General features: G+C 38.4%; 17 protein-coding genes. All 17 read left to right on the top strand.

What is annotated here, in order from left to right; all coding sequences use genetic code 11:
• Nucleotides 1-28: 28 nt before the first annotated feature.
• The 17 genes from BUL40_RS11775 (at nucleotide 29) to BUL40_RS11695 (ending at nucleotide 21,696) form a co-directional block, all read left to right on the top strand.
• The gene (locus tag BUL40_RS11775; RefSeq protein ID WP_010517861.1) at nucleotides 29-571 is read left to right on the top strand and encodes a DUF1599 domain-containing protein; all 543 of its coding nucleotides are present in this window, start codon (nucleotides 29-31) and stop codon (nucleotides 569-571) included.
• A 1-nt stretch (nucleotide 572) separates the two neighbouring features.
• Nucleotides 573-1,670, top strand: a complete 1,098-nt coding sequence (locus tag BUL40_RS11770) for a BT_3928 family protein (RefSeq protein WP_080319428.1) — start codon at nucleotides 573-575, stop codon at nucleotides 1,668-1,670.
• Nucleotides 1,671-1,676: 6 nt separating this feature from the next.
• Nucleotides 1,677-2,426, top strand: a complete 750-nt coding sequence (tpiA, locus tag BUL40_RS11765; RefSeq protein WP_080319427.1) for a triose-phosphate isomerase — start codon at nucleotides 1,677-1,679, stop codon at nucleotides 2,424-2,426.
• Between the two features lies 1 nt (nucleotide 2,427).
• Nucleotides 2,428-3,255, top strand: a complete 828-nt coding sequence (gene prmA / locus BUL40_RS11760) for a 50S ribosomal protein L11 methyltransferase (protein WP_080319426.1) — start codon at nucleotides 2,428-2,430, stop codon at nucleotides 3,253-3,255.
• 18 nt (nucleotides 3,256-3,273) lie between these two features.
• A complete protein-coding gene (locus BUL40_RS11755) occupies nucleotides 3,274-3,549 on the top strand; it encodes an ATP-dependent Clp protease adaptor ClpS (RefSeq protein ID WP_010517856.1) in 276 nt (91 codons plus the stop codon).
• A 109-nt stretch (nucleotides 3,550-3,658) separates the two neighbouring features.
• The gene (locus tag BUL40_RS11750; RefSeq protein ID WP_010517854.1) at nucleotides 3,659-4,255 is read left to right on the top strand and encodes a hypothetical protein; all 597 of its coding nucleotides are present in this window, start codon (nucleotides 3,659-3,661) and stop codon (nucleotides 4,253-4,255) included.
• A 230-nt stretch (nucleotides 4,256-4,485) separates the two neighbouring features.
• Complete coding sequence (locus BUL40_RS11745) at nucleotides 4,486-4,713, top strand: hypothetical protein (protein ID WP_010517853.1); 228 nt, start codon at nucleotides 4,486-4,488, stop codon at nucleotides 4,711-4,713.
• Nucleotides 4,714-4,798: 85 nt separating this feature from the next.
• A complete protein-coding gene (locus BUL40_RS11740; protein WP_080319425.1) occupies nucleotides 4,799-5,659 on the top strand; it encodes a sugar phosphate isomerase/epimerase family protein in 861 nt (286 codons plus the stop codon).
• Between the two features lie 120 nt (nucleotides 5,660-5,779).
• Complete coding sequence (locus BUL40_RS11735) at nucleotides 5,780-8,587, top strand: helix-turn-helix and ligand-binding sensor domain-containing protein (RefSeq protein ID WP_080319424.1); 2,808 nt, start codon at nucleotides 5,780-5,782, stop codon at nucleotides 8,585-8,587.
• Between the two features lie 241 nt (nucleotides 8,588-8,828).
• Complete coding sequence (locus BUL40_RS11730; protein WP_176465478.1) at nucleotides 8,829-11,864, top strand: SusC/RagA family TonB-linked outer membrane protein; 3,036 nt, start codon at nucleotides 8,829-8,831, stop codon at nucleotides 11,862-11,864.
• A gap of 28 nt (nucleotides 11,865-11,892) precedes the next feature.
• A complete protein-coding gene (locus BUL40_RS11725; protein WP_080319530.1) occupies nucleotides 11,893-13,353 on the top strand; it encodes a RagB/SusD family nutrient uptake outer membrane protein in 1,461 nt (486 codons plus the stop codon).
• Nucleotides 13,354-13,373: 20 nt separating this feature from the next.
• Nucleotides 13,374-16,025, top strand: a complete 2,652-nt coding sequence (locus BUL40_RS11720) for a phage tail protein (RefSeq protein ID WP_080319422.1) — start codon at nucleotides 13,374-13,376, stop codon at nucleotides 16,023-16,025.
• Between the two features lie 15 nt (nucleotides 16,026-16,040).
• Nucleotides 16,041-18,152, top strand: a complete 2,112-nt coding sequence (locus BUL40_RS15850) for a glycoside hydrolase family 16 protein (protein ID WP_080319421.1) — start codon at nucleotides 16,041-16,043, stop codon at nucleotides 18,150-18,152.
• Nucleotides 18,153-18,167: 15 nt separating this feature from the next.
• Entirely contained in the window at nucleotides 18,168-18,935 is a 768-nt protein-coding gene (locus tag BUL40_RS11710; protein ID WP_394336968.1) for a glycoside hydrolase family 16 protein, read from the top strand.
• A gap of 658 nt (nucleotides 18,936-19,593) precedes the next feature.
• Nucleotides 19,594-20,082 carry a hypothetical protein gene (locus BUL40_RS11705; RefSeq protein ID WP_080319419.1) on the top strand — a complete coding sequence of 163 codons (489 nt, stop codon included), beginning with the start codon at nucleotides 19,594-19,596 and terminating at the stop codon, nucleotides 20,080-20,082.
• Between the two features lie 174 nt (nucleotides 20,083-20,256).
• Complete coding sequence (locus BUL40_RS11700; RefSeq protein WP_080319529.1) at nucleotides 20,257-20,796, top strand: DoxX family protein; 540 nt, start codon at nucleotides 20,257-20,259, stop codon at nucleotides 20,794-20,796.
• A gap of 165 nt (nucleotides 20,797-20,961) precedes the next feature.
• Nucleotides 20,962-21,696, top strand: coding sequence for a hypothetical protein (locus BUL40_RS11695; protein WP_010517839.1), 735 nt, complete (start codon nucleotides 20,962-20,964; stop codon nucleotides 21,694-21,696).
• The last annotated feature ends 273 nt before the right edge of the window (nucleotides 21,697-21,969 follow it).

The following is a 21,969-nucleotide window of genomic DNA, read 5'->3' as shown; positions in this document are numbered from 1 at the left end:
GGCTCAAATTACGTAAAATAGCAGATACATGCAGAAGACTTCGGAACAATACGATGCCATTGTGGCCAGCTGCAGGGAATTGTTCAAAAACAAAACAAAAGACTATGGTACGGCATGGCGTATCTTAAGATTACCTTCGCTTACCGATCAAATATTTATTAAAGCACAACGTATTAGAAGTTTACAAGAACAAGATGTTCGTAAAGTAGACGAAGGCGAAAAATCGGAATTTATTGGCATTATCAATTACGCTATAATGGCTTTGATACAGATACAAAAAGGAATTGCCAATCAGCCAGACTTAAAAGCAGAAGAGGCCTTAGCTTTATATGATGAGCAAGTAACCGTATGTAAAACCTTAATGGAAAATAAGAATCATGATTACGGAGAGGCTTGGCGAGATATGCGTGTTAGTTCTTTAACCGATTTGATTTTACAGAAATTACTACGGGTAAAACAAATTGAAGATAATCAAGGTAAAACAATTGTTAGCGAAGGTATAGCGGCCAATTACCAAGACATGTTCAATTATGCGGTTTTTGCCATGATTCATTTAAATGAAGCGGAATAGTATGAAGGTTTTAACGGGGATTAGCAGAATTTTTGTTGGGGTTTTATTTATTATTAGTGGACTCATAAAGTTGAATGATCCAGTAGGGTTTTCATTCAAATTAGAAGAATATTTTAGCCCGGCCGTGTTGGACTTACCTTTTCTAGAACCATACGCTTTGGCCATTTCTATTTTTGTGGTCATTGTAGAAGTGTTGTTGGGCGTTATGCTTCTTATAGGTTTTAAGGCCAAATTTACGGTTTGGAGTTTATTGGCTATGATTATTTTCTTTACTTTCTTAACGTTCTATTCGGCATATTTTAATAAGGTTACGGATTGTGGTTGTTTTGGAGATGCCATTAAGTTAACGCCATGGGAATCTTTTACAAAGGATGTAATTCTATTGGTACTTATTTTAATTTTACTAAAAGGCCTTAAATACATTAATCCAATTCTGCCCAAAAATAAAGAATGGTGGGCTGTTGGGCTTGCTACCTTATCTTGTGTGCTTTTTTGTTATCACGTATTAAACCATTTGCCTTCAAAAGATTTTAGGCCCTATAAAATTGGTGCGAACATAGGGCAAGGTATGTCTGTTCCAGAAAATGCGCCTCAACCTTTATACGAATATACTTGGACGTTCAATGAAAACGGTACTGAAAAGGAATATGTTACCAACGGTGATTATCCAAATGTGGATGGAGAGTTTATTGGAGTAGAAACCGTAGAGATACAAAAAGGTTATGAGCCGCCAATTCATGATTTTACCATAGAGCATAATGGAGCAGATTTTACTTTGGAAATGTTGGCAGAGCCCAAATTGGTCATGGTTATTTCTTATGATTTGGCCAAGGCGGAATTAGAGGCTTTTGAAGCGGTAAAGAAAATTACGGATAGAGCCATTAAAAAAGGATATAAGGTTATTGGAATGTCTGCCTCTAACACCCAACAAGCCCAGGTGGTAAGAAAAGAATACAATCTGGAATTTGATTTTTATTTTACTGACCAAACTACCCTAAAAACAATAGTAAGGTCTAACCCGGGAATATTGGTACTGGAGAAAGGAACCATAATAGAGAAAGTACATTACAACGATATTGAAACACTTAAATTAAAATAGAATCCTATGAGAAGCCAAATAGTAGCAGGCAACTGGAAAATGAATAAAAACTTAGAAGAGACGGAGGCGCTTTTGTCAGAATTAGCAGCCAAACTTCCAGATACCCAAGCAGAGGTTATAGTAGCACCAACTTTTGTAAATCTTTCTAACGCTGTTAAGGAATTAGATGGGTCTATTATACAAGTAGCCGCGCAAAACATGCACTTTGCCGCAAGCGGGGCTTATACTGGAGAAATCTCTGCAGATATGTTATTAAATATAGGGGTAGATACGGTAATCTTGGGGCATTCAGAAAGACGTTCCCTTTTTGGTGAAGATGACCAATTACTAGTGCAAAAAGTAGAAACCGCATTAGAAAAAAACATGCGTATTATTTTTTGTTTTGGTGAAGAATTAGAGGATAGAAAATCAGATAATCACTTTGCAGTTGTGGAGCGCCAACTAAAAAATGTATTATTTGGATTGTCTGCAGATAAATGGAGTAAAATAGTATTGGCCTATGAGCCGGTTTGGGCAATAGGTACAGGCGAAACAGCTTCTCCAGAACAAGCGCAAGAAATGCACGCTTTTATCAGAAAAACTATTGCAGATGCCGTAAATTCAGGTGTTGCAGAAAATGTAACCATACTTTACGGTGGCAGTGTAAAGCCAGCTAATGCCAAAGACATTTTTTCCAAACCAGATGTAGATGGTGGTTTAATTGGCGGGGCTTCCTTAAAAAGCGATGATTTTATAGATATAGTGAAAGCGATATAAATTGGAATACTTAGAAATAGCATTTAAAATTTCGCCATTACAACCTGCATCGGATATTTTGATTGCAGAGTTGGATGCAATGGAGTTCGAGAGTTTTGTGGAGCAAGAAGATGGCTTAATAGCTTATGTGCAGAAAGATATTTTTGATCTTAACGCATTAGAAGAAATTTATCTATTTCAACAAAAAGAATTTGACATTACTTGGACCAGTAAAACGGTAAAACAACAAAATTGGAATGCCGAATGGGAAAAAAGCTTTAAACCCATACTGGTCCAAGATAAATGCATGGTAAGGGCGCCCTTCCATGAAAAACAGAAGGTTACTTACGATATAATTATTGAGCCCAAAATGAGTTTTGGGACAGGGCATCATGAAACCACATTTATGATGTTAAGTCATATTTTGGATTATGATTTTACGGGAAAATCTGTATTGGATATGGGTTGTGGTACGGGTGTTTTGGCCATTTTGGCAGAAATGCGAGGCGCTACTGATTTGGAGGCCATAGATATAGATAATTGGTGCTACCTAAATAGTCTTGAAAATGCAGAACGTAATAATTGCAATAAGATAACGGTAAAAGAGGGCGATGCCAGTTTACTGGGCAATAAAAATTACGATGTTATTTTGGCCAATATCAATAGAAATATTCTTTTAAAAGACATCCCAACATATGTTTCTTGTCTTAATAAAGGCGGAGCACTATTTTTAAGTGGCTTCTATTTAGAGGATTTAGAAATGATATCCTCAAAATGTGAAGCAACTGGTTTGCAATTTGAAAAAAAATTAGACAAAAATAATTGGGTTGCCGCAAAATATGTATTTTAGGATAAGAAGCAAAGGGCTATGGGCGCACAAGAACAATATTCAGAAGAGCTTTTACTAGAAGAGGACGTTGCCAATCAAAATGAGATTGTATTGTTTAATGATGATGTAAATACCTTTGACCATGTCATTAATACATTAATTGCAGTCTGTGAACATACACCAGAACAAGCAGAGCAATGTTCTTTAATTGTACATTACAACGGAAAATGCACGGTTAAGACAGGGGATTATGAGGATCTTAAGCCAAGATGTACCCGGTTATTGCAAGCAGGATTAAGTGCAGAAATTGTTTAGCATAAATCTTTTGCTAACCATACTTTTACGTTTTTAAAAGGCAGTTTTTATGTCTTACGCCTATATTTGTTTTTAGCCTAACCAACTAGACCAAACTGTTTTACCAAGCATGAGCAACTTTTTTAAAGCAGAACTAAAAGACAAATTCTTGCAGTATGCAGCGGATCGTGAGGATTATTTCCAAGTACAATTGCTCTACGATGAGTTTTTAAGACCCCATTATAGTTTAGAATACGTTATACGATTAATACGGGAAATTATGGATTATGACCATGATTTGCTAGATATAATGAGTGGTAATGGCTCAAAAATTTTTATGCTTTCCGCAACTGCACTAACTGCTGATTTTTTGGAAGAAGGTGGCTTTACCCAGTTATTTATTCAAGAAGAAGAGAAATGGGACGTATTCATAGATCAGCTGTCTAATAATAGAAAGTTATCTGCTACAGAAAAGCAAGACTTAGCGTTAAAACAAAAAAAGAAATTTAGAAAAGAAAAAGCGTATTTGTTTTCATTATTGGCCGCGGTGGCCATTAGCTTTGTATTTACGGTTTACAGTATGCTGGGTACGCTAGTAGGTAAAAAGAAATACCTGACAGAGGCAGATGTGAATAAAAAAATAGAGCAGGTAAACAGCCAAAATAAACAACTTCTATTAGAAATAAAGGAACTAAAAAACGTTATCAAAACTAGAGATACAATTTAGTTGCCTCCGTTAACGGAAACTTTTTATTTGCCAAAAGTTTTTTTAAGTATTATTTAATATTAAGATTAACGCTTAATTCCCTATATTCGAAAATTATTTTTTAACACTTGCATTTTTGCTGCAAAATTTGTTTATGTTAAAAAATAAATTTGTAATAATTATGGAGCCAAAGGCTATAAAAGTTCAAGATTAGTACGCTTTTGGTGTAACATACATAACCTTATTGAAAAATGACTGCAGAATTATTGGAAAAGGCTACGGAGTTTGAGAACAGGACGCTAAGTCATATGTCCACAAGCGACCGTGTAGAAGCTTCAAGGGAAGCAAAACAGTTAATTTTAGATATCAACGAAATATATAAGGAGACCAAAGATTCAGAACTTATGGATTTGATGAAACGGTTGACTGAAAAGAAAAAGAAAATTGAAAAACGTTTAAAAGGAAATCCTTTAGCATAAAATTTAAACCCGTTTAAAAGCGGGTTTTTTTATGGATTTTGTTTTAATCATGTATCTTTATTAACTACCACAAAAACTGTATAAAATGACATCAAAACTTAAAAAGCTAATTTATTTTGGCTTATCCGTATTTGTATTACAATCTTGTAACAACGGCAATTTTGGCGGTTTGGCCCTCTATACCGTTAGGGACGATATGGGCAAGGCACCAATTGAAACCTTAAAAACTGTTTCAGAAACCGGATATGCTTACGTAGAAGCAGCAGGTTATGACAATGGTATGTATTATGGTATGCAACCAGAAGCGTTTAAAGATTCGTTACAGCAATTAGGTCTTAAACCGTTAAGTTCTCACCAAAGTTCTATCACTCTAGATAATGCGGAACAGCAATTGGCAGATGCCAAAGCCGCAGGTTTTACATACGTAGTGGTTCCTATACCTCCAATGGGCATGTTTACTTTTGATCAAAGTACCATGAAAATGGGTATGAAGGGTACAAATGAGCAGCTTTTAAAAATTTTAAACGAATTAGGTAAAAAAGCCGATGCCGCGGGTGTTCAATTACTTTATCATAATCATGATTTTGAATTTATGAAAGGTGAAGATGGCAGTATTTTAATAGATTATTTATTAGAAAATACCGACCCAAAATACGTGAATTTTCAGATGGATTTATACTGGGTAACCAAAGCAGGTGCGGACCCCTTGGCGTATTTTGAAAAATACCCAGGTAGGTTTAAACTATGGCACGTGAAGGATATGGACGATGAAGGTAAATTTGCTCCTGTTGGGGAAGGCCATATCGATTTTAAACGAATTCTTGCCCAAAAAGACAAATCTGGAATGGAAGGTTATTTTGTAGAGCAAGATATGACGTGGGATAAAAAACCATTAGAGGTTATTAAGATTAGCCATGAAGGCTTAAAAGAAATCGGTTTTAAATAAAACGGGTTTATTAAATAATAAAAAAGCCATACTGAGAAATCGGTATGGCTTTTTTGTTAGCGTTAAACTATAACTGCTTAATTTTTATTGTTGCTTATCTTTATACCACTACCAAAAGCTATGAAAAGAGTATACCTGGTATTGTTTTTATTGCTGTGTTTACTTGTGCAGGGCCAAGAAAGCGCCCCTATACAGGCAATTTCACCATTAACTTATGATGGTGAAAACCAGAACTGGTCCATAGAAGAAGGGGAAAATGGCTATTTGTATTTTGCCAACAACCATAGTATACTTTCTTTTGATGGGGAACGCTGGTCTAAATATGGTACTCCAAATGGTTCTGTTATTCGTAGTTTGGCTTTTGATGGCAAACGTTTATATGCGGGTTGTTATATGGAGTTTGGTTATTGGGAGCGTAATGAACAGGGTGCATTAATCTATACCTCTTTAACTAAACTTCTTGAGGTTTCTTTACTAGAAGATGAAGAGTTTTGGAATATTCAAGTGGTAGATGATTTGGTATTGTTTCAATCCTTCTCAAGAATCTTACTTTTTAATCCGGATAAAGAAGCTATAGAAGAAATACCTGCAGAGGTAAACCGTGCGGCAATATTTGAACTTGCAGATGGTTTGTATTATCAAGTTAAAAATAAAGGTTTGTATGTTTGGAACAAGTCGGGTGCTAAATTGCTGATTCCTGAAAATGTCATTGGTAAACAAGCAGTAGTGAGCTTTACTGAGAAAGATGGTAATAAGCAAGCTATCTTGGATAATGGCGAACGTGTTGTTTTTGGCCCAGATGGTACTGCAAAGGGTTTAGAAAACCCTTTTTCGTTTTTAGGGCCTGTCTCTATCTATTGCAGTTACCGCTTAAAAGATGGTGGCATTTTATTGGGCACTATAGCCAATGGGTTGCTGCAGCTTAACAGTCAAGGCCACTTTGTAAAACAAATTAGCATCAAACAGGGTTTACAAGACAATACGGTATTATCCCTAACAGAAGACAGTAAGGGAAATATTTGGGTAGGGCACGATAAGGGGATAAGCATTATAAACAGGAATTCTTTTTTTAAAGAATATATAGATAAAGAAGGGGAAATTGGGGTAGTATACACCTCTATATGGTTTAAAAACCAACTTTATTTAGGAACCAATCAGGGATTATATGTTGCCGAGAATGCTGTTAAGGGTGGTATAGATTTTAGGTTGATTCCAAATACCGAAGGTCAAGTATGGTCTTTGCAAGTATTACAGGATCAATTGTTTTGTGGGCACCATAAAGGAACATTTTTGATTACCGATTCTACAGCCAAACAAGTTGCATCCATTCCGGGTACTTGGCTCGTAAAGGCAATTCCAGAAAATGAAGATGTGCTCATACAAGGAAATTATACAGGATTGGCAATTTTAAGAAAAGTAAATGGCGAATGGTCTTTTGAGCGTAAGTTAGATGGTTTTGATATTTCTAGCCGTTTTTTGGCATTCGTAAATCCAAAAACACTTTGGGTAAATCACGAATATAAAGGCGTTTTTAAGTTGCAATTAGATGCTGCGCTTACTAATGTAACCCAATTATACCACCAAGAACAAATGGGGTATGGTAGTAGTATTTTTAAGTTTGATCACCAGTTGCGTTATGCTACCAATAACGGGGTGTTTACCATTACCAATGCACCAGAGCCTTTTGTATTGGACACTACGTTGACCCGTATATTTCAAGAAACCAAAAATACCAATTTAAGCATTGTTCTAGAAGACGACCAACAAGAGCGTATCTGGCGGTTGGGAGACCAATCTATCATGTACGTGGAACCTGGCAAAATTAACAACGAATACAAACTTCAAACAATACCTATAGCCACTACCTTACGTAAAAATTTGGGCGTTTCCGGATTTGAAAACATTAGGTCTACTAAGAAAAATGAGTATTTACTGGGTACTTCCAATGGATACGTGGTATTAGACCTAGCTGCGGTTAAGCCTGTAGAATATAAGATTAACTTTAAATCAGCATGGCGTGAATATTTTGATGCTAATGCAAACCCTTTAGCATTAGACTCCACTATAATTGTGCCTTATAAAGACAATAAGCTTCGGTTTGCGTATACGGTTCCTAATTATGATAAATACACAGAAGTATTTTATCAATATAAATTAGAAAATTTCCATACAGATTGGAGTAAATGGACAAACGAGTCACAGGTTTCATTTGAAAATTTACCGTTTGGCACCTACACCTTGCAAGTACGCGCTAAGGTTGGGGATACGTTGACAGAAAATACCTTGCAAATTCCATTTGTTATCCAAAGGCCGTGGTATTGGTCCTATGCGGCGATGATATGTTACTTTTTTACGCTTTTGATCTTAGGAACATTTATACATAGAACCTACAGGGGCTATTATAAAAAGCAACAAGAAAAACTACTGAAGCAGAATGCGCTAGAAGAAAAGCGCAAAAAAAACAAAGCAAAACGAAAATTAGTACAACTGACGAATGAAAAGCTAAAGCAAGAAATTGATGCCAAAAACAGAGAATTGGCAGTAGCTACGATGAGCATGATCAAGAAGAACGAATTCTTGAATGTGCTAAAAAATCGTTTGGCAAACGCTGAAAATCCCACTCAAGTAAAATCGGTTATTCGTCTAATAGATAAAAACATCAACAATGAAGACGATTGGAAACTGTTTGAAGAAGCTTTTAATAATGCCGATAAAAAATTCTTGAAGAAGATAAAAGAAAAGCATCCCGAACTTACTGCTAACGATTTGCGCCTTTGTGCCTACCTTCGTCTTAATTTAACCTCCAAAGAGATAGCACCGTTGCTAAATATTTCCATAAAAAGTGTAGAGGTAAAACGGTATCGTTTGCGTAAAAAGATGAATTTAGAGCATGATGATAACCTTACCGAATACATCCTAAATATTTAACCCCCCCCTACAAACTTAAAATTCACCACTACATTACCCATACATAGGTGTTTTTAGTGTATTTAATACGCTTATTTAGGCAAATCTTAAGATGCCCATTTTTAAAGGGCTTATCAATTAAAAATTATATATAACGCAATTTATTGATGTTAAAATTACGAATGTAGCTTATTTGTATAGGTGTAAATTATCAAATTCGTAAAAATGCTTTCTAATTTTAGGACTGCAAACTGTTCTAAAAATGAAAAACTGCATACGTATTTTAGTATTTCTCTGTATGGGCCATTTTCTAATGGCACAGAGCACTACGGTAACCGGAACTGTACTAGATTCCGAAACCCAAGAACCTTTACCTGGTGTAAATGTTGTTATTAAGAATAGCAATACTGGAACCACTACGGATTTTGATGGAAAATTTGTACTTGCCAATGTCAATGAAAATGATGTCCTAGTCTTTTCGTACATCAGTTTTGTAACTAAAGAGGTAAGGTATACGGGGCAAACAAACCTTGCTATTAGCCTACAGCCAGATGTGGCGGCATTAGATGAGGTAGTAGTTATAGGTTATGGTACACAGGTAAAGAAAGAAATTACAGGAGCGGTAGCCGTTGTGGGTTCAGAGACTATAGAAGAACTAAACCCAACTAGGATAGAACAAGCACTACAAGGGCAAGTTGCTGGGGTAAATATTACGGCAGAATCAGGGTCTCCTGGTAGTGGTAGTAATATTAGAATTAGGGGTATTTCTACAAATGGTGACAACCGCCCTTTAATTCTTGTAGATGGTAACGTAATTGAGGATTTAAGTGTTTTAAATCCTGGCGACATAGAAAGCATCAACGTTTTAAAAGATGCTACAGCTGGTATTTATGGCGTAAGGGCGGCCAATGGGGTGGTATTGATAACTACAAAAACGGGTAGTAAAAATTCGCCCTTAAAATTTAGTTATGATGCTTACGGAGGTTTTCAACAAACATCACGCAAAATTCCGGTGTTGAATGCAACAGAATATGCGTTGTTGGTGAACGAAGCTTTTGCCGCTGGTGGTAGCGCAATACCTTTTACAGACCTTAGTACCTTGGGTACGGGAACCGATTGGCAGAACGAGGTTTTTCAAAATGCACCCATATTCAATCATAACCTTACGGTAAATGGTGGTAGCGAAAAATCCAGATATTCTTTTGGGGCTTCGCTATTAACCCAAGACGGTATTGTTGGCGGTAGCAAGGCCAATTTTAAACGGTATACCACACGTTTAAATTACGACACGGATTTACTAGAAAATCTTAAGTTGACAACCAACTTAATTTACACGGGAACCGAGCGCAAAACCCTTTCGGAAAATGGTATTGGTTCTGTGCTGTTTAATGCTTTGAACAATGCGCCTACCTTTGCGGTTAGGGATGCTAATGGGGCTTTTACACTTGCAGAAGGTTTAGGCAATGAAGTAATAAATCCGCTTGCCCAAATAGAAAATTCCTTTAATAGTACGGATGTAGACCGTATAAGTGGTAAGATAGGATTGGCGTATGATTTCTGGGATAACTTCTCTGCCAACTCTAGTATTCAATTTAACTATTCTGAAGTTCAGGGACGCTTCTTTACGCCAACCATCTTTTATGGCGCGGGTAAGGTATTTAACAATTCTGGCAGAAATACGTTGACGGTAAATAAGGATATTTTTAAAGATTACACCTGGGATAATTACATCAGCTACAGCAACACTTTTAAAGAAAACCACAAAGTTCAGTTTACCTTAGGTTCGTCGGTTTTTGTGACCAAGGGCCAGTTTTCTGGTGGTACGCAAGGCTTTTTTGAGTCGCCTGTAAATTTCGCGGAAGCAGATATTGCCAATGCGGTAGACTTGCAGAACGGATTAAAGGACAGCGGCCTTAGCGGCAAGTTTGATGAGCGCTTGTTGTCTTACTTTACCCGTGTACAGTACGATTATAAAGGCAAATATTTATTTTCTGGTGTGTTAAGAAGAGATGGTTCTACCAAATTTGGACCAGAGAATCGGTTTGGGTATTTTCCTTCGGGTTCTTTGGGGTGGATAGTTTCCGAAGAAAATTTCTTAGCCAATAATTCAGTTGTAAACTTCCTGAAATTTAGGGGTAGTTATGGAATTCTTGGAAACGACCGTATTCCGGGTAATGCCTTTAGGTCTATTCTTAATGGAGAAGGTGCTTATGTGTTTGATGGCCAATTGGTTTTTGGCCAAGCGGTAGGGGTGCTTTCTAATCCAGAAATTCAATGGGAAGAACAGAAGACCCTAGATATTGGTGTAGACCTACGGCTGTTCGATAGCCGCGTGGATATTACGGCAGATTACTTTAAAAAGACGACGGAAGGGTTGTTGTTACAACCTCAGGTTTCGGGTATATTAGGAGCCAGTGCTCCAGGAGCCCAAGCGCCCGTAGTAAATGGTGGTACGGTAGAAAACTCAGGGTTTGAATTTGCTATTGGGTATAGTCCTGTACGCCAAGAAGATTTTTCTATCGACCTAAATTACAACGTTACTTTTTTAAATAATGAAGTGACCGAGGTGAACAATGAAGCCGGTTTTTTACAAGGCGGTTCTTTTGGTATTGGTCAAGACCCACCTGCCCGTATGGAAGCGGGTAAACCAATCGGTTATTTTTATGGTCTAGAAACAGATGGGATATTTCAAAATGTAGACGAGGTAGCCGCGCATGCCACACAGGCCAATGCCGCTCCTGGCGATATTAGATTCGTAGACCAAAACAATGACGGAATCATCGATGCTAATGATAGGGTAGATATTGGAAACCCAATTCCGGACGCTACAATGGGCTTTAACCTTTCTATCAATTACAAACAATTTGATTTTGGAGCCTATGCTTTCGCTTCGGTAGGTAATGAAATTGTACGTAATTACGAGCGCAATCAACCATTAGTAAATAAATCGGTTTATGCTATAAATAGATGGGTAGGTGAGGGTACTTCTAACACCACGCCTAGACTAACCACAGGAGCAACTTCCAACACCTTGTTTTCAGATTATTTTGTGGAAGATGGTTCTTTTGTACGCTTACAAAATGCTCAGGTAGGGTATACCTTTCCACAGGCGTTTATGGACCGTTTTGGGGCAGATAAATTACGCTTGTACGTATCTGCGAACAATATTTTCACCTTTACGGAATACCGCGGGTACGATCCAAGTGCCTCTTCGGGCTCGCCAATTGGCGCTGGTATAGACCAAGGATTTTATCCCGTGCCACGTACATTTTTATTAGGTATCAATCTCAACTTTTAATCGCATGAAAAATCAATATAAAACACAGATGAAATCGAGCCTAAGTTTTTACAGTTTGCTGTGCCTATTGTTTTTGTCTTTGGCATGTACGGACGACTTTATCGAGGTAGATTCTTTTGATGAAGATTCCGAAAACTTCTTTAATTCAGAAGAAGATTATGAAAGCGCACTTATTGCGGCTTATGATATTTTACAGTCTACCTACATTAACGTTATGCTGGGAGAAATAGCCTCTAATAACACCTTGGCAGGTGGTGAGAGCGCAACGGATGTACCTGGAATACAGGAAATAGATGATATGGTACATACGCCGGTAAATCAGCAATTACGAGACATTTGGAGCTGGATGTTCGCTGGGGTTAACAGGGCAAACTACATACTGGAATTTAAGGATAATACCGATTTTGCCAACAAAGACATTGTATTGGCCGAAGCCACCTTTCTACGTGCTTACTATTATTTTGAACTGGTAAAATGGTTTGGAGACGTGCCTTTAGCGGTAGACCAAAGATTATTATTTGGGGCCCAAAACGAAGTAGAGCGCACGCCTAAAGCGGAGGTTTATGCTCAAATTGAACAAGATTTAATATTTGCAAGCGAAACCTTACCTGCCACGCAAACACAAGTTGGCCGTGCCACACAAGGAGCTGCCTTGGCTTTATTGGGTAAGGTGTACTTGTACCAGGATAAATTTACAGAAGCGGCTACTACCTTAGAGACACTGATTAATACGAATAATTACAGCCTTTTAGAAACGTACGACCAGTTGTTTGAGAATGAATTTGAAAACAATGTAGAATCCGTCTTTGAGGTACAGTACACAGATGTGGAAGGCGCCGGTTTTGGTTGTTTGCAATGTAGCGAGGGTAATGTAGCTGTTGGCTTTAATGGTATCCGTAATTATTCAGGACCGGTTTTTGAGTCTGGTTTTAGCTTTAATGTACCCACAGCGGAGGTTTATAATTTGTTTGACCCAGCAGACTTGCGTAGAGATGTGGCCATATTGGATATAGAGGCTTGGGCAGCGGCCAATAGCGATGTAAGTTTTGTAGAGGGCTTTGAACATACCGGTTACTACAATAGAAAGTATTTGGCCCGCCAGGGCGATTTGAACACAGGTGATGCCAACCTAACCAACCCGAACAACTACAGGGCTATACGCTATGCAGATGTATTGCTAATGGCGGCAGAAGCATTGCAACGTGGCGGCATAGATGAGGGCAGGGCACAAGGCTATTTAAATGAGGTACGTGAGCGGGCAGGCTTGGACCCAGTAACGGTAACAGGTCCAGAATTATTAGAAGCTATTTATTTGGATAGACGATTAGAACTAGTGGGAGAGGGGCACCATTTCTTTGATTTGGTGCGTACGGGCAGAGCAGCAAATGCCATAGATGGTTTTACAAGTGGTAAGCACGAGGTATTTCCTATTCCATCCATAGAAATTGAATTAGCAGGTAACCGATGGGCACAAAACCCGGGATATTAATAAAACTAAAACTGAACAGCATGAAAACCATAAACAGAATAATAACCCTATTTGTTTTAGTAGCAGGTATTGTGGCCTGTGAACAAACAGACGAGACTTCTTTTGTTTTACAAGAGGTTTCCGCACCAACTAAAGTAAATGCGGTGTTTGATATTGCCAATGATGATACGGGTACAGTTTCCGTAACACCAACGGCAGAAGGTGCTTCTTCTTTTGAAGTATATTTTGGAGATGTCACAGACGAAACGCCTACTACGGTAAGTCCGGGTGAAACTATTAGTCATGTTTACGTAGAGGGCGAATACACTTTACGGGTAGTTGCCATAGGTGCTACCGGATTAACTAGTGAACTGAGCCGCGTGGTTACCATTTCCTTTACACCACCCACAGAACTGGCCATTGCGGTAGCGGTATCTACTACCAATCCGTTTATGGTAACGGTGACTCCAACAGCGGAAAATGCCACGGTATATGATGTGTATTTTGGCGATGAAGAAGATGGTGCGGAGCCCACAACAATTATGGATGGCGAATCTGCGGAGCATACTTATGCAGAAATAGGCGATTACACTATAAGAGTGGTAGCCAGAGGTGCAGGTGCCGCAACCATAGAAGCTACGGAAACGGTTAGTATTGCAGGGGCCACAGACCCAATTGTATTACCTATAGATTTTGAATCGGCTACGATAAACTACGCGTTCGAGAGTTTTGGTAATGCAGGTGCTGGGGTAATAGATAACCCAGATGCTTCCGGAGTCAATACATCGGCCAAAGTAGGTCAGTTGGTGAAACCCGAAGGCGCAGAAGTATGGGCTGGTACATTCTTAACATTGGGTGCCCCTATAGATTTAACCCAAAGTACCACGTTCAAAGTAAGCGTTTGGTCGCCAAAAAGTGGAGCTACGGTGCGTTTAAAATTAGAGAATGCAACAAATCCAGATGTTTTTGCAGAACTAGATGCGGTAACTACCACCGCAAATGCATGGGAAAATTTAGTATTCGACTTTGGAGGGATAGATACTACAACAGAACTACAGAAAGTAGTGTTGTTTTTTGATTTTGGTACCGCTGGTGATGGAACGGAGTATTATTTTGACGATGTGAGCCAAGTAACGGCTACTGTAGCATTGCCGCAATTACCACTAGATTTTGAAGCAGGTTTGGCATATGAATGGGTAGGTTTTGGAGCGGCAGATTTTGGACCAATTCCAGCTGCCGTAATTTCAAATCCAGATATGTCTGGTAGCAATACCAGCGCCAATGTGGTAGAAATTACCAAAACCGCAGGGGCGCAAGTCTGGGCGGGAGCTAGCTTACAATTAGAGGGGGCAATAGATTTTACATCTGGTACAACAGCCTTGGTAAAAGTATGGTCTCCACGTGCGGGAACACCAATTTTATTTAAGATAGAAGATACTTCGTCTACGCCAGATAACAACGGCAACCCTTCTGTTTTTGTAGAGGTTACCGCAACCACTACAACGGCAATGGCTTGGGAAGAGTTGGCGTTCGATTTAACTTCGGCGGCAGCCTTTGATACCAATATTAGTTATGACCGTGTAATCCTGTTCCCAGATTTTGGTTCCGCAGGTAGTGACGAGGATTTTTACTTTGATGATATTATGCTAGGCACAGGTGGCGGTAACACTGGTGGTACTGCAGAGCCTATGATGGCTGCACCAACGCCAAATGAAGATGCAGCATCGGTAATTTCCTTATTTAGCGATGCCTATACGGATGTAACGGTAGATACGTGGCGTACAGATTGGTCGCAAGCAGATTTTGAAGATGTCATGGTTGCAGGAAATGCTACAAAAAAGTATAGCAACCTAAGTTTTGTAGGTATAGAAACGGTAGCAAACCAAATAGATGTTACTGGCATGACGCATTTTCGTACAGATGTGTGGACGGCAGATGCCACGGAAATCCGTGTTAAATTAGTTGATTTTGGCGCTGATGGTGGCTTTGACGGCGGTGATGATACAGAGCACGAAATAGTTATTGCGAATCCCACACAGAACGAATGGATTAGTTTGGATATTCCCCTATCAGATTTCACGGGATTAACTAGTAAATCTAACATAGCACAACTCATTTATTCGGGCAACCCAACCGGTGCTTCAACGCTATTTTTAGATAACATCTATTTCTATTCCGCAGCAGCGGCTAGCACGGAACCTACAGCAGCGGCACCTACGCCAACAGTAGCCTCTGCCAATGTAATTTCATTGTATAGCGATGCATATACGGATGTAACGGTAGATACGTGGCGTACAGATTGGTCTCAAGCAGATTTTGAGGATGTGATGGTTGCAGGCAATGCCACAAAAAAATATAGCAACCTCAATTTTGTAGGGATTGAAACAATTGCCAATCAGATAGATGCAACTAGTATGACCCATTTTTATTTAGACGTTTGGACGGCAGATGCTACGGAAATTCGTATTAAACTAGTTGACTTTGGCGCTGATGGTGGCTTTGATGGTGGGGATGATACAGAACATGAAATAGTTATTGCGAATCCTGCACAGAACCAATGGTTAAGTTTAGATATACCCTTATCCGATTTTACAGGACTTACCAATAGGGATAAGATTTCTCAGTTAATTCTATCCGGTAACCCTTCTGGGGCCATGACCCTATATGTGGACAATATTTATTTTCATAACTAGTAGAAACACATCACTATGAAAAGCATAAAAACATTAAGTTACCTTTTGGGCTTGCTTTGCTTGGTTTTGGCTTGCCAAGAAGAAGAACCAGAATTACAAGCATTGGTAACGCCAACAAATTTGGTGTTGACCACTAATGTGGCAGAAGACCAGTCTGGTTTTGTTACGGTAACACCAACGGCAGAAAATGCCTTGTATTATCATGTGTTTTTTAATCCAGGAGCAGAACCTGTTGTCGTTTCAGCAGGGGAAACGGCAAGCTTTAGATATACCCGTTCTGGAGAATACCAACAGCCTATTACAGCAGTAGCCTTTGCCCGTGGCGGATTAAGTTCCAGTGCAACGGTGCTGGTAGACTTAAATGTGCGGTTGCGAATAGATGCGGCAACCTTAGGATTATTGGCAGGTGGTGATGGTACTACGCCTAGCAGTAAAAGATGGGTATGGGACCGTACCGTTGGTGGGCACTTTGGTGTAGGCCCTTTAACTAATGATTTTCCTGAGTTTTTTAGTGCCGGCCCTAATCAATTAAACAGTTGTTTGTATGATGATGTCTTAACTTTTGAGCACGATGGCAACGATAATTATACCTATTCTTTAGATGCGGGTGAGGATAATCTAGTATTTATCAACTGGACAGAGGTAAACCGTTTTTTTCCAGATGCTACGCCCCAACAATTTGCGGACGAGTGTAGGGATATTACGGATCAAGTGCCGTTTACCACCAATTATGCGGTAATAGAAAATACAGATGGTACCCAAACCTTGAATGTGGGTAGTAGTTTTTTAAGTTACTGGGCTGTGATTCCTGGCCAATATCAAATTTTGGAGTTATCAGAAAACCGTTTGGCGGTACGCGGTATAAGTCAACCCTTTAACGGAGACGACCCACTGGCTTGGTATGCGGTTTTTGTACCCGAAACGATGACAGATACGGGTAGCGAAATGCTAGAAACCCAATATGATACCTTGGTTTGGTCAGATGAGTTTGATGTAGACGGAGCGCCTAATCCAGTTAATTGGACGTATGACTTAGGTACGGGAGATAATGGTTGGGGAAATAACGAATTGCAATCCTACACAGATGCTACTGAAAATGTACGAGTAGCCAATGATGTTTTACAGATAACAGCTAGAGCAACGGGTAGTACCGGTGCGGAGGTCTATTATTTTGATGATGTAGCGGTTGCCGATGATGCAGGAACCGTAACGCAAACCGTCTCGGATTTTGAAGGAACGGCTCCGGAATTTACCGATTTTGAAGGTGCCAGTGCTACGGTTGTAACCAATCCAGATACAAATGGGAATGCTTCGGGCAACGTGGTACAGTTCACCAAAAATCCTGGTGCAGCTTTCTTTGCAGGAAGTTTTTATGAAGTAAGCACGCCAATAGATTTATCCGTCAATAAAAACATCAAACTAAAAACATGGTCGCCCAAGATAGGTGCGGTAGTGCGAGTTAAATTGGAGAACGCAGCCAATACCGATGAGTTTTATGAAGCCGATGCTACTACCACGGTGAACAATGCGTGGGAAGAATTAACGTTTGATTTTTCTGCCGCTGGTAATTTTAACTATAACCGCATTGTGGTATTCTTTGATTTTGGCGAAGTAGGTCCCGCTGCATCTGGGTATACCTCTGCAAGAATAAAAACCGAAGGGTTACAAGAGTTTACCTACGGTAGGGTAGCGGCTAGGGCAAAACTGCCAACAGGTGGTGGTACATGGCCTGCCATTTGGATGCTAGGTGCAGATTACCAAACCAACCCTTGGCCAGCAGCAGGAGAAATTGATATTATGGAACATGTAGGCAACCAACAAGATATCATATTTGGTTCTACACATGACCAAAATAATTCTGCCGGTAATGCAAGAACGGGGTCTACATTGGTGCCAGGCGTATCGGACGATTTTCATATTTATGAGGTAGAATGGACCAGTACGGAAATTCAATTTGCCGTAGATGGGGTAGTGTATCACACGGTGAGCAACGATGGTAGTTTGCCCTTTAACAAAGATTTTTTCTTGATACTTAACGTGGCCATGGGCGGTACGTTTGGCGGGGAAGTAGATGCAGAATTTACGGAATCTACCATGGAAGTGGACTATATACGCGTATATCAATAAAAGAAGAGACAATCTATGAAGTTTTTTAATTGGATGCCTGTTTTGGTACTAACGGGGGTATTGGCTAGTTGTACTGCCTCCAAAGAACGCTTGGTTTGGTCAGAAGAGTTTAGCGGTACAACCTTGGACGAAACCTATTGGAATTTTGAATTGGGAGACGGTTGCCCAGAATTATGTGGTTGGGGTAATAATGAACCCCAACACTATACCAAAACCAATCATGAGTTGGTAGACGGCCAATTGCATATAAAGATTAAAAAAGAAGATTCGCTCTATACCTCTACACGAATAACTACAGAGAATAAGTTGGATTTTAAGTACGGTAGGGTAGAGGCTCGTGCAAAATTGCCTGTAGGTAAAGGCATATGGCCAGCTATTTGGATGTTGGGTGCCAACCATAGAGAAGTAGGTTGGCCGGCATGTGGAGAGATAGATATTTTAGAATATGTAGGCAGGGAACCGCATATGGTTTTTACCAGTTTACACACACCCGATAGTCATGGCGAAACAATAAATACCAAGAAAACCAGAATAGACAACATAGAAGAAGGTTTCCATGTGTATGAGGCAGAATGGACCGAAGAAAAAATAGCCTTTTCTGTAGATGGGGAGGTGTTGTATACATTTAATCCCACCCTAAAAAATAAAGAAACTTGGCCTTTTGACCAGCCTTTTTATCTTATTGTAAATTCTGCCATAGGCGGTAAATTTGGGGGGTATGATATTGATGACAGTGTGTTGCCACAAGAATTTATAATAGATTATATACGCGTATACCAATAGTTTGTTTTTAGCTTAAAATTACCATTCTAATGCATCTTTTAGTTTAGTTAATAAGATGTGTTGGGATGGTTTTATGTTTAATGCGATTTTATACATGCTATTTTATTGGCATTGGTTCACTGTTCTGCGTAAGAATAATTTCTATCTTTAGCCTAAAAGTTGTATATCCGTAATATGACGGATATTGAATTGTTATAAATAACCCGCACTTAAAAAAGTAGAGTTTGGTCTGCTACCTTCCCTTTTTTGCTTTTAGCGTGTTAGTCGGACGCAACAATGTGCAAGTAGAACGTTTATCAGAAAAGCAAAAAATGCTTGTCTTTCATTGCTTAAATCTGTCCAAAGTCACACGTTTGGGTCTTAAAGTAGATTGTGGCTTGTTACCCTCCTTTTTGCCGCCTGTGCGCAAGGGTTACGCAAGGTGGACGGGGTATGGAACGATTAATGCGGCAAAACTTTGGAAAATCAATTTTACTTTTGTGCCAAGGGTTTGTTCTGCCCTGCAGGCAATTTATAACAAGATGTATAGCTAATTGCGGTCGAATTTCCAGACGGAAATTCAACCGCATTAACTATATTTATTCCCAACCGTGTGGTACGGGCTCTTCTGGGCGCAACTCGCCATACATTTAACGTTGTAGCACATTTAGAACAACATATGAATAACATATTCACGTTACCATTATTAATTTTCTGCTTGTTTGTGTATTCAATTAACACGAATGAACTAAATAATCAGAATGAAACCGCATATGAGAAAAATTTAAATATTGCGACTGAATATTTTTTGTCTAAACAAGATATTCCGTTGGACATTTTAGTTCGTTTAGTTCCAAAAGACTACTTGGAATTTGAGCTGTATTACAGAACAACTTATCCTGACCATAAAATGACGGAAACAGGATTTTTTCACGAAACCACCCAACTTATTTTAGAACAAGTTACATCCGAAAAAAATAATGACTTTTACCTACCAAGCTTAAAACTTATAAGTTTTGCAGATGGAGAATTTGCAGAAGGGTTTATTGAACATTTGGAATTGTTAATAGAAATGGACAAAGAAAAATTTTGCAATTCAATAAACGGAAAAGAATATGTTAAGCACAATCCGATTAAATATTATTCTGAACTAAATAAATGTGATTAAATAAAAAACGTGCTACAACACGGGCTATAATTCATTGTGGGCGGATTTCCTTGAACGGAAATCCTTAACTTCAAGCCAAGGTTTGATTTCGGGCGGAATGTTCACTGCGTGAAATTCCACAACGAAATCATAGCCGAGAACGTTGGCAACAAGCTAAACAAAACCGAACTAAAAATGAACTTCACTAAAAAAGACAAAATTGAAATATTTGAAAATTCTATCAGTTGGATTGTAGTTTTAGCAATGTTTATTTACGGTGGAGCTAAACTAATTCAATTTGATGGCGCAGCTGAAATTGACAAAACTGTTTCTGAAATGACTGGAATGGAATTGATGTGGGCATTTTATGGCTACTCAAAGTCATTTGCTATCACATTAGGCATTTTTGAATTGATTGGCGGAATTTTAATTCTGATAAAAAGAACTCGAATAATTGGCTGCTTATTCACATCGACTATCCTTGTGAATGTTATCTTTCAAGATATATACTTTGGAGTTCACTTAGGAGCTTTAAAAGCTGCAATTTTATATCAGTTATTGATTTTGATTATTTTATGGTTGAATAAAGAAAAATTAATAAAAAGTATAAAAACGTTATTGACATCTGAAAAAACAGGGCAGACGAAAAGCAAATACTTTGTGAAAATTCTGATAGCTTTTGGAATATTTGTCGGATTGAGAATTCTGGAATATTTTATAACTATCAAATGGTAAAAGCCAGTTGCCAACAATGTATAACCGCAATTACGGCGGATTCGACTACGTCCGAATCCACTCGGAATTGCTAAAGTCTGTGCCAAACCGAAAATTAACGCATATTAACCCGTAACTGACGGTTATACGAGACCGTTAGCAATAATTAAAATCACCTAATATGAAATGAAAAAACTTCTAATTCTGTTTACTATTTACACTTTTACTTCTTGTGGTTCAATTTCCCAAAATAGTACTCTTAAAAAAATTGGAGTTTTCGACACAAGAAGTGAGTTGGGAATTATAAAGAATAAAAATCAGAAAATATTATTTCTTAAAATGCACCACGTAGGCAAAAAGGAATTTTATAATGATGTAGCACATAAAATCGATTCCCTGCAAAAGTTAGGTTATACGGTTTTTTATGAAAGCGCTATTGATGAAGAAACAGATTCTTTGATTACAATAAAAAACGGAATGAAATTGAGAAAACTAATGGGATTTTTTCCTGATAAATACTTAGATACAACTACGAATATTATTGCTGGAAAAATAAAATTTAAAGGCAATCATAAATTGTTTAACCAACCAAAGTATACTCAATTAAATGTTAGTACTTATACTTCAATAAAAGCCGATGTGAATTTGTCCGAATTGATAACTGAATTTGAAAAAAAATATTCGGAAATAAAATTAGAAGATTGTGATTTTAGATTTAGGCTAGAAGATAAAAATTACAAATGCAAAATGGCTAATAAAAGTTTACGTAAAAAATTCGAAAAGGAATTTATTCAAGACTATAGAAACAGACATTTAGCTAAAAAAATAATCGACAGCAAGAAAAAGAAAGTTTTAGTTGTTTATGGAGATACCCATTACGTTGGTTTATATAGGGAGTTTCTGCTAAATTCAGAATTATGAAGGTATAAATAACTATTGCCAACACGGTGTATAATTAATTGCGGGCGGATTTCCCAAAATGGAAATCCTTGCAATTAACTATCTTCGATACAGGCGGACAATTTCCGTTGGAAAAGTCCGCAACTAATCATACACTAACCGTTGTAAAACATTTAAGACCGAAATTTTGCAACATAAGAAATTGATTGTCGTCTTTTAAAAAAATAGAATTTATGAGAAAAATAATTTTGACTTTGACTTTGGCATTGTTCACTTCAATGGCTTTTGCAACTG

Origin of the sequence: Croceivirga radicis (assembly GCF_002072105.2) — a bacterium.
GTDB classification, from domain to species: Bacteria; Bacteroidota; Bacteroidia; order Flavobacteriales; family Flavobacteriaceae; genus Croceivirga; species Croceivirga radicis.
The sequence above is the reverse complement of the archived record's forward strand: the minus strand, read 5'-3'. Positions and strand labels throughout refer to the sequence as shown.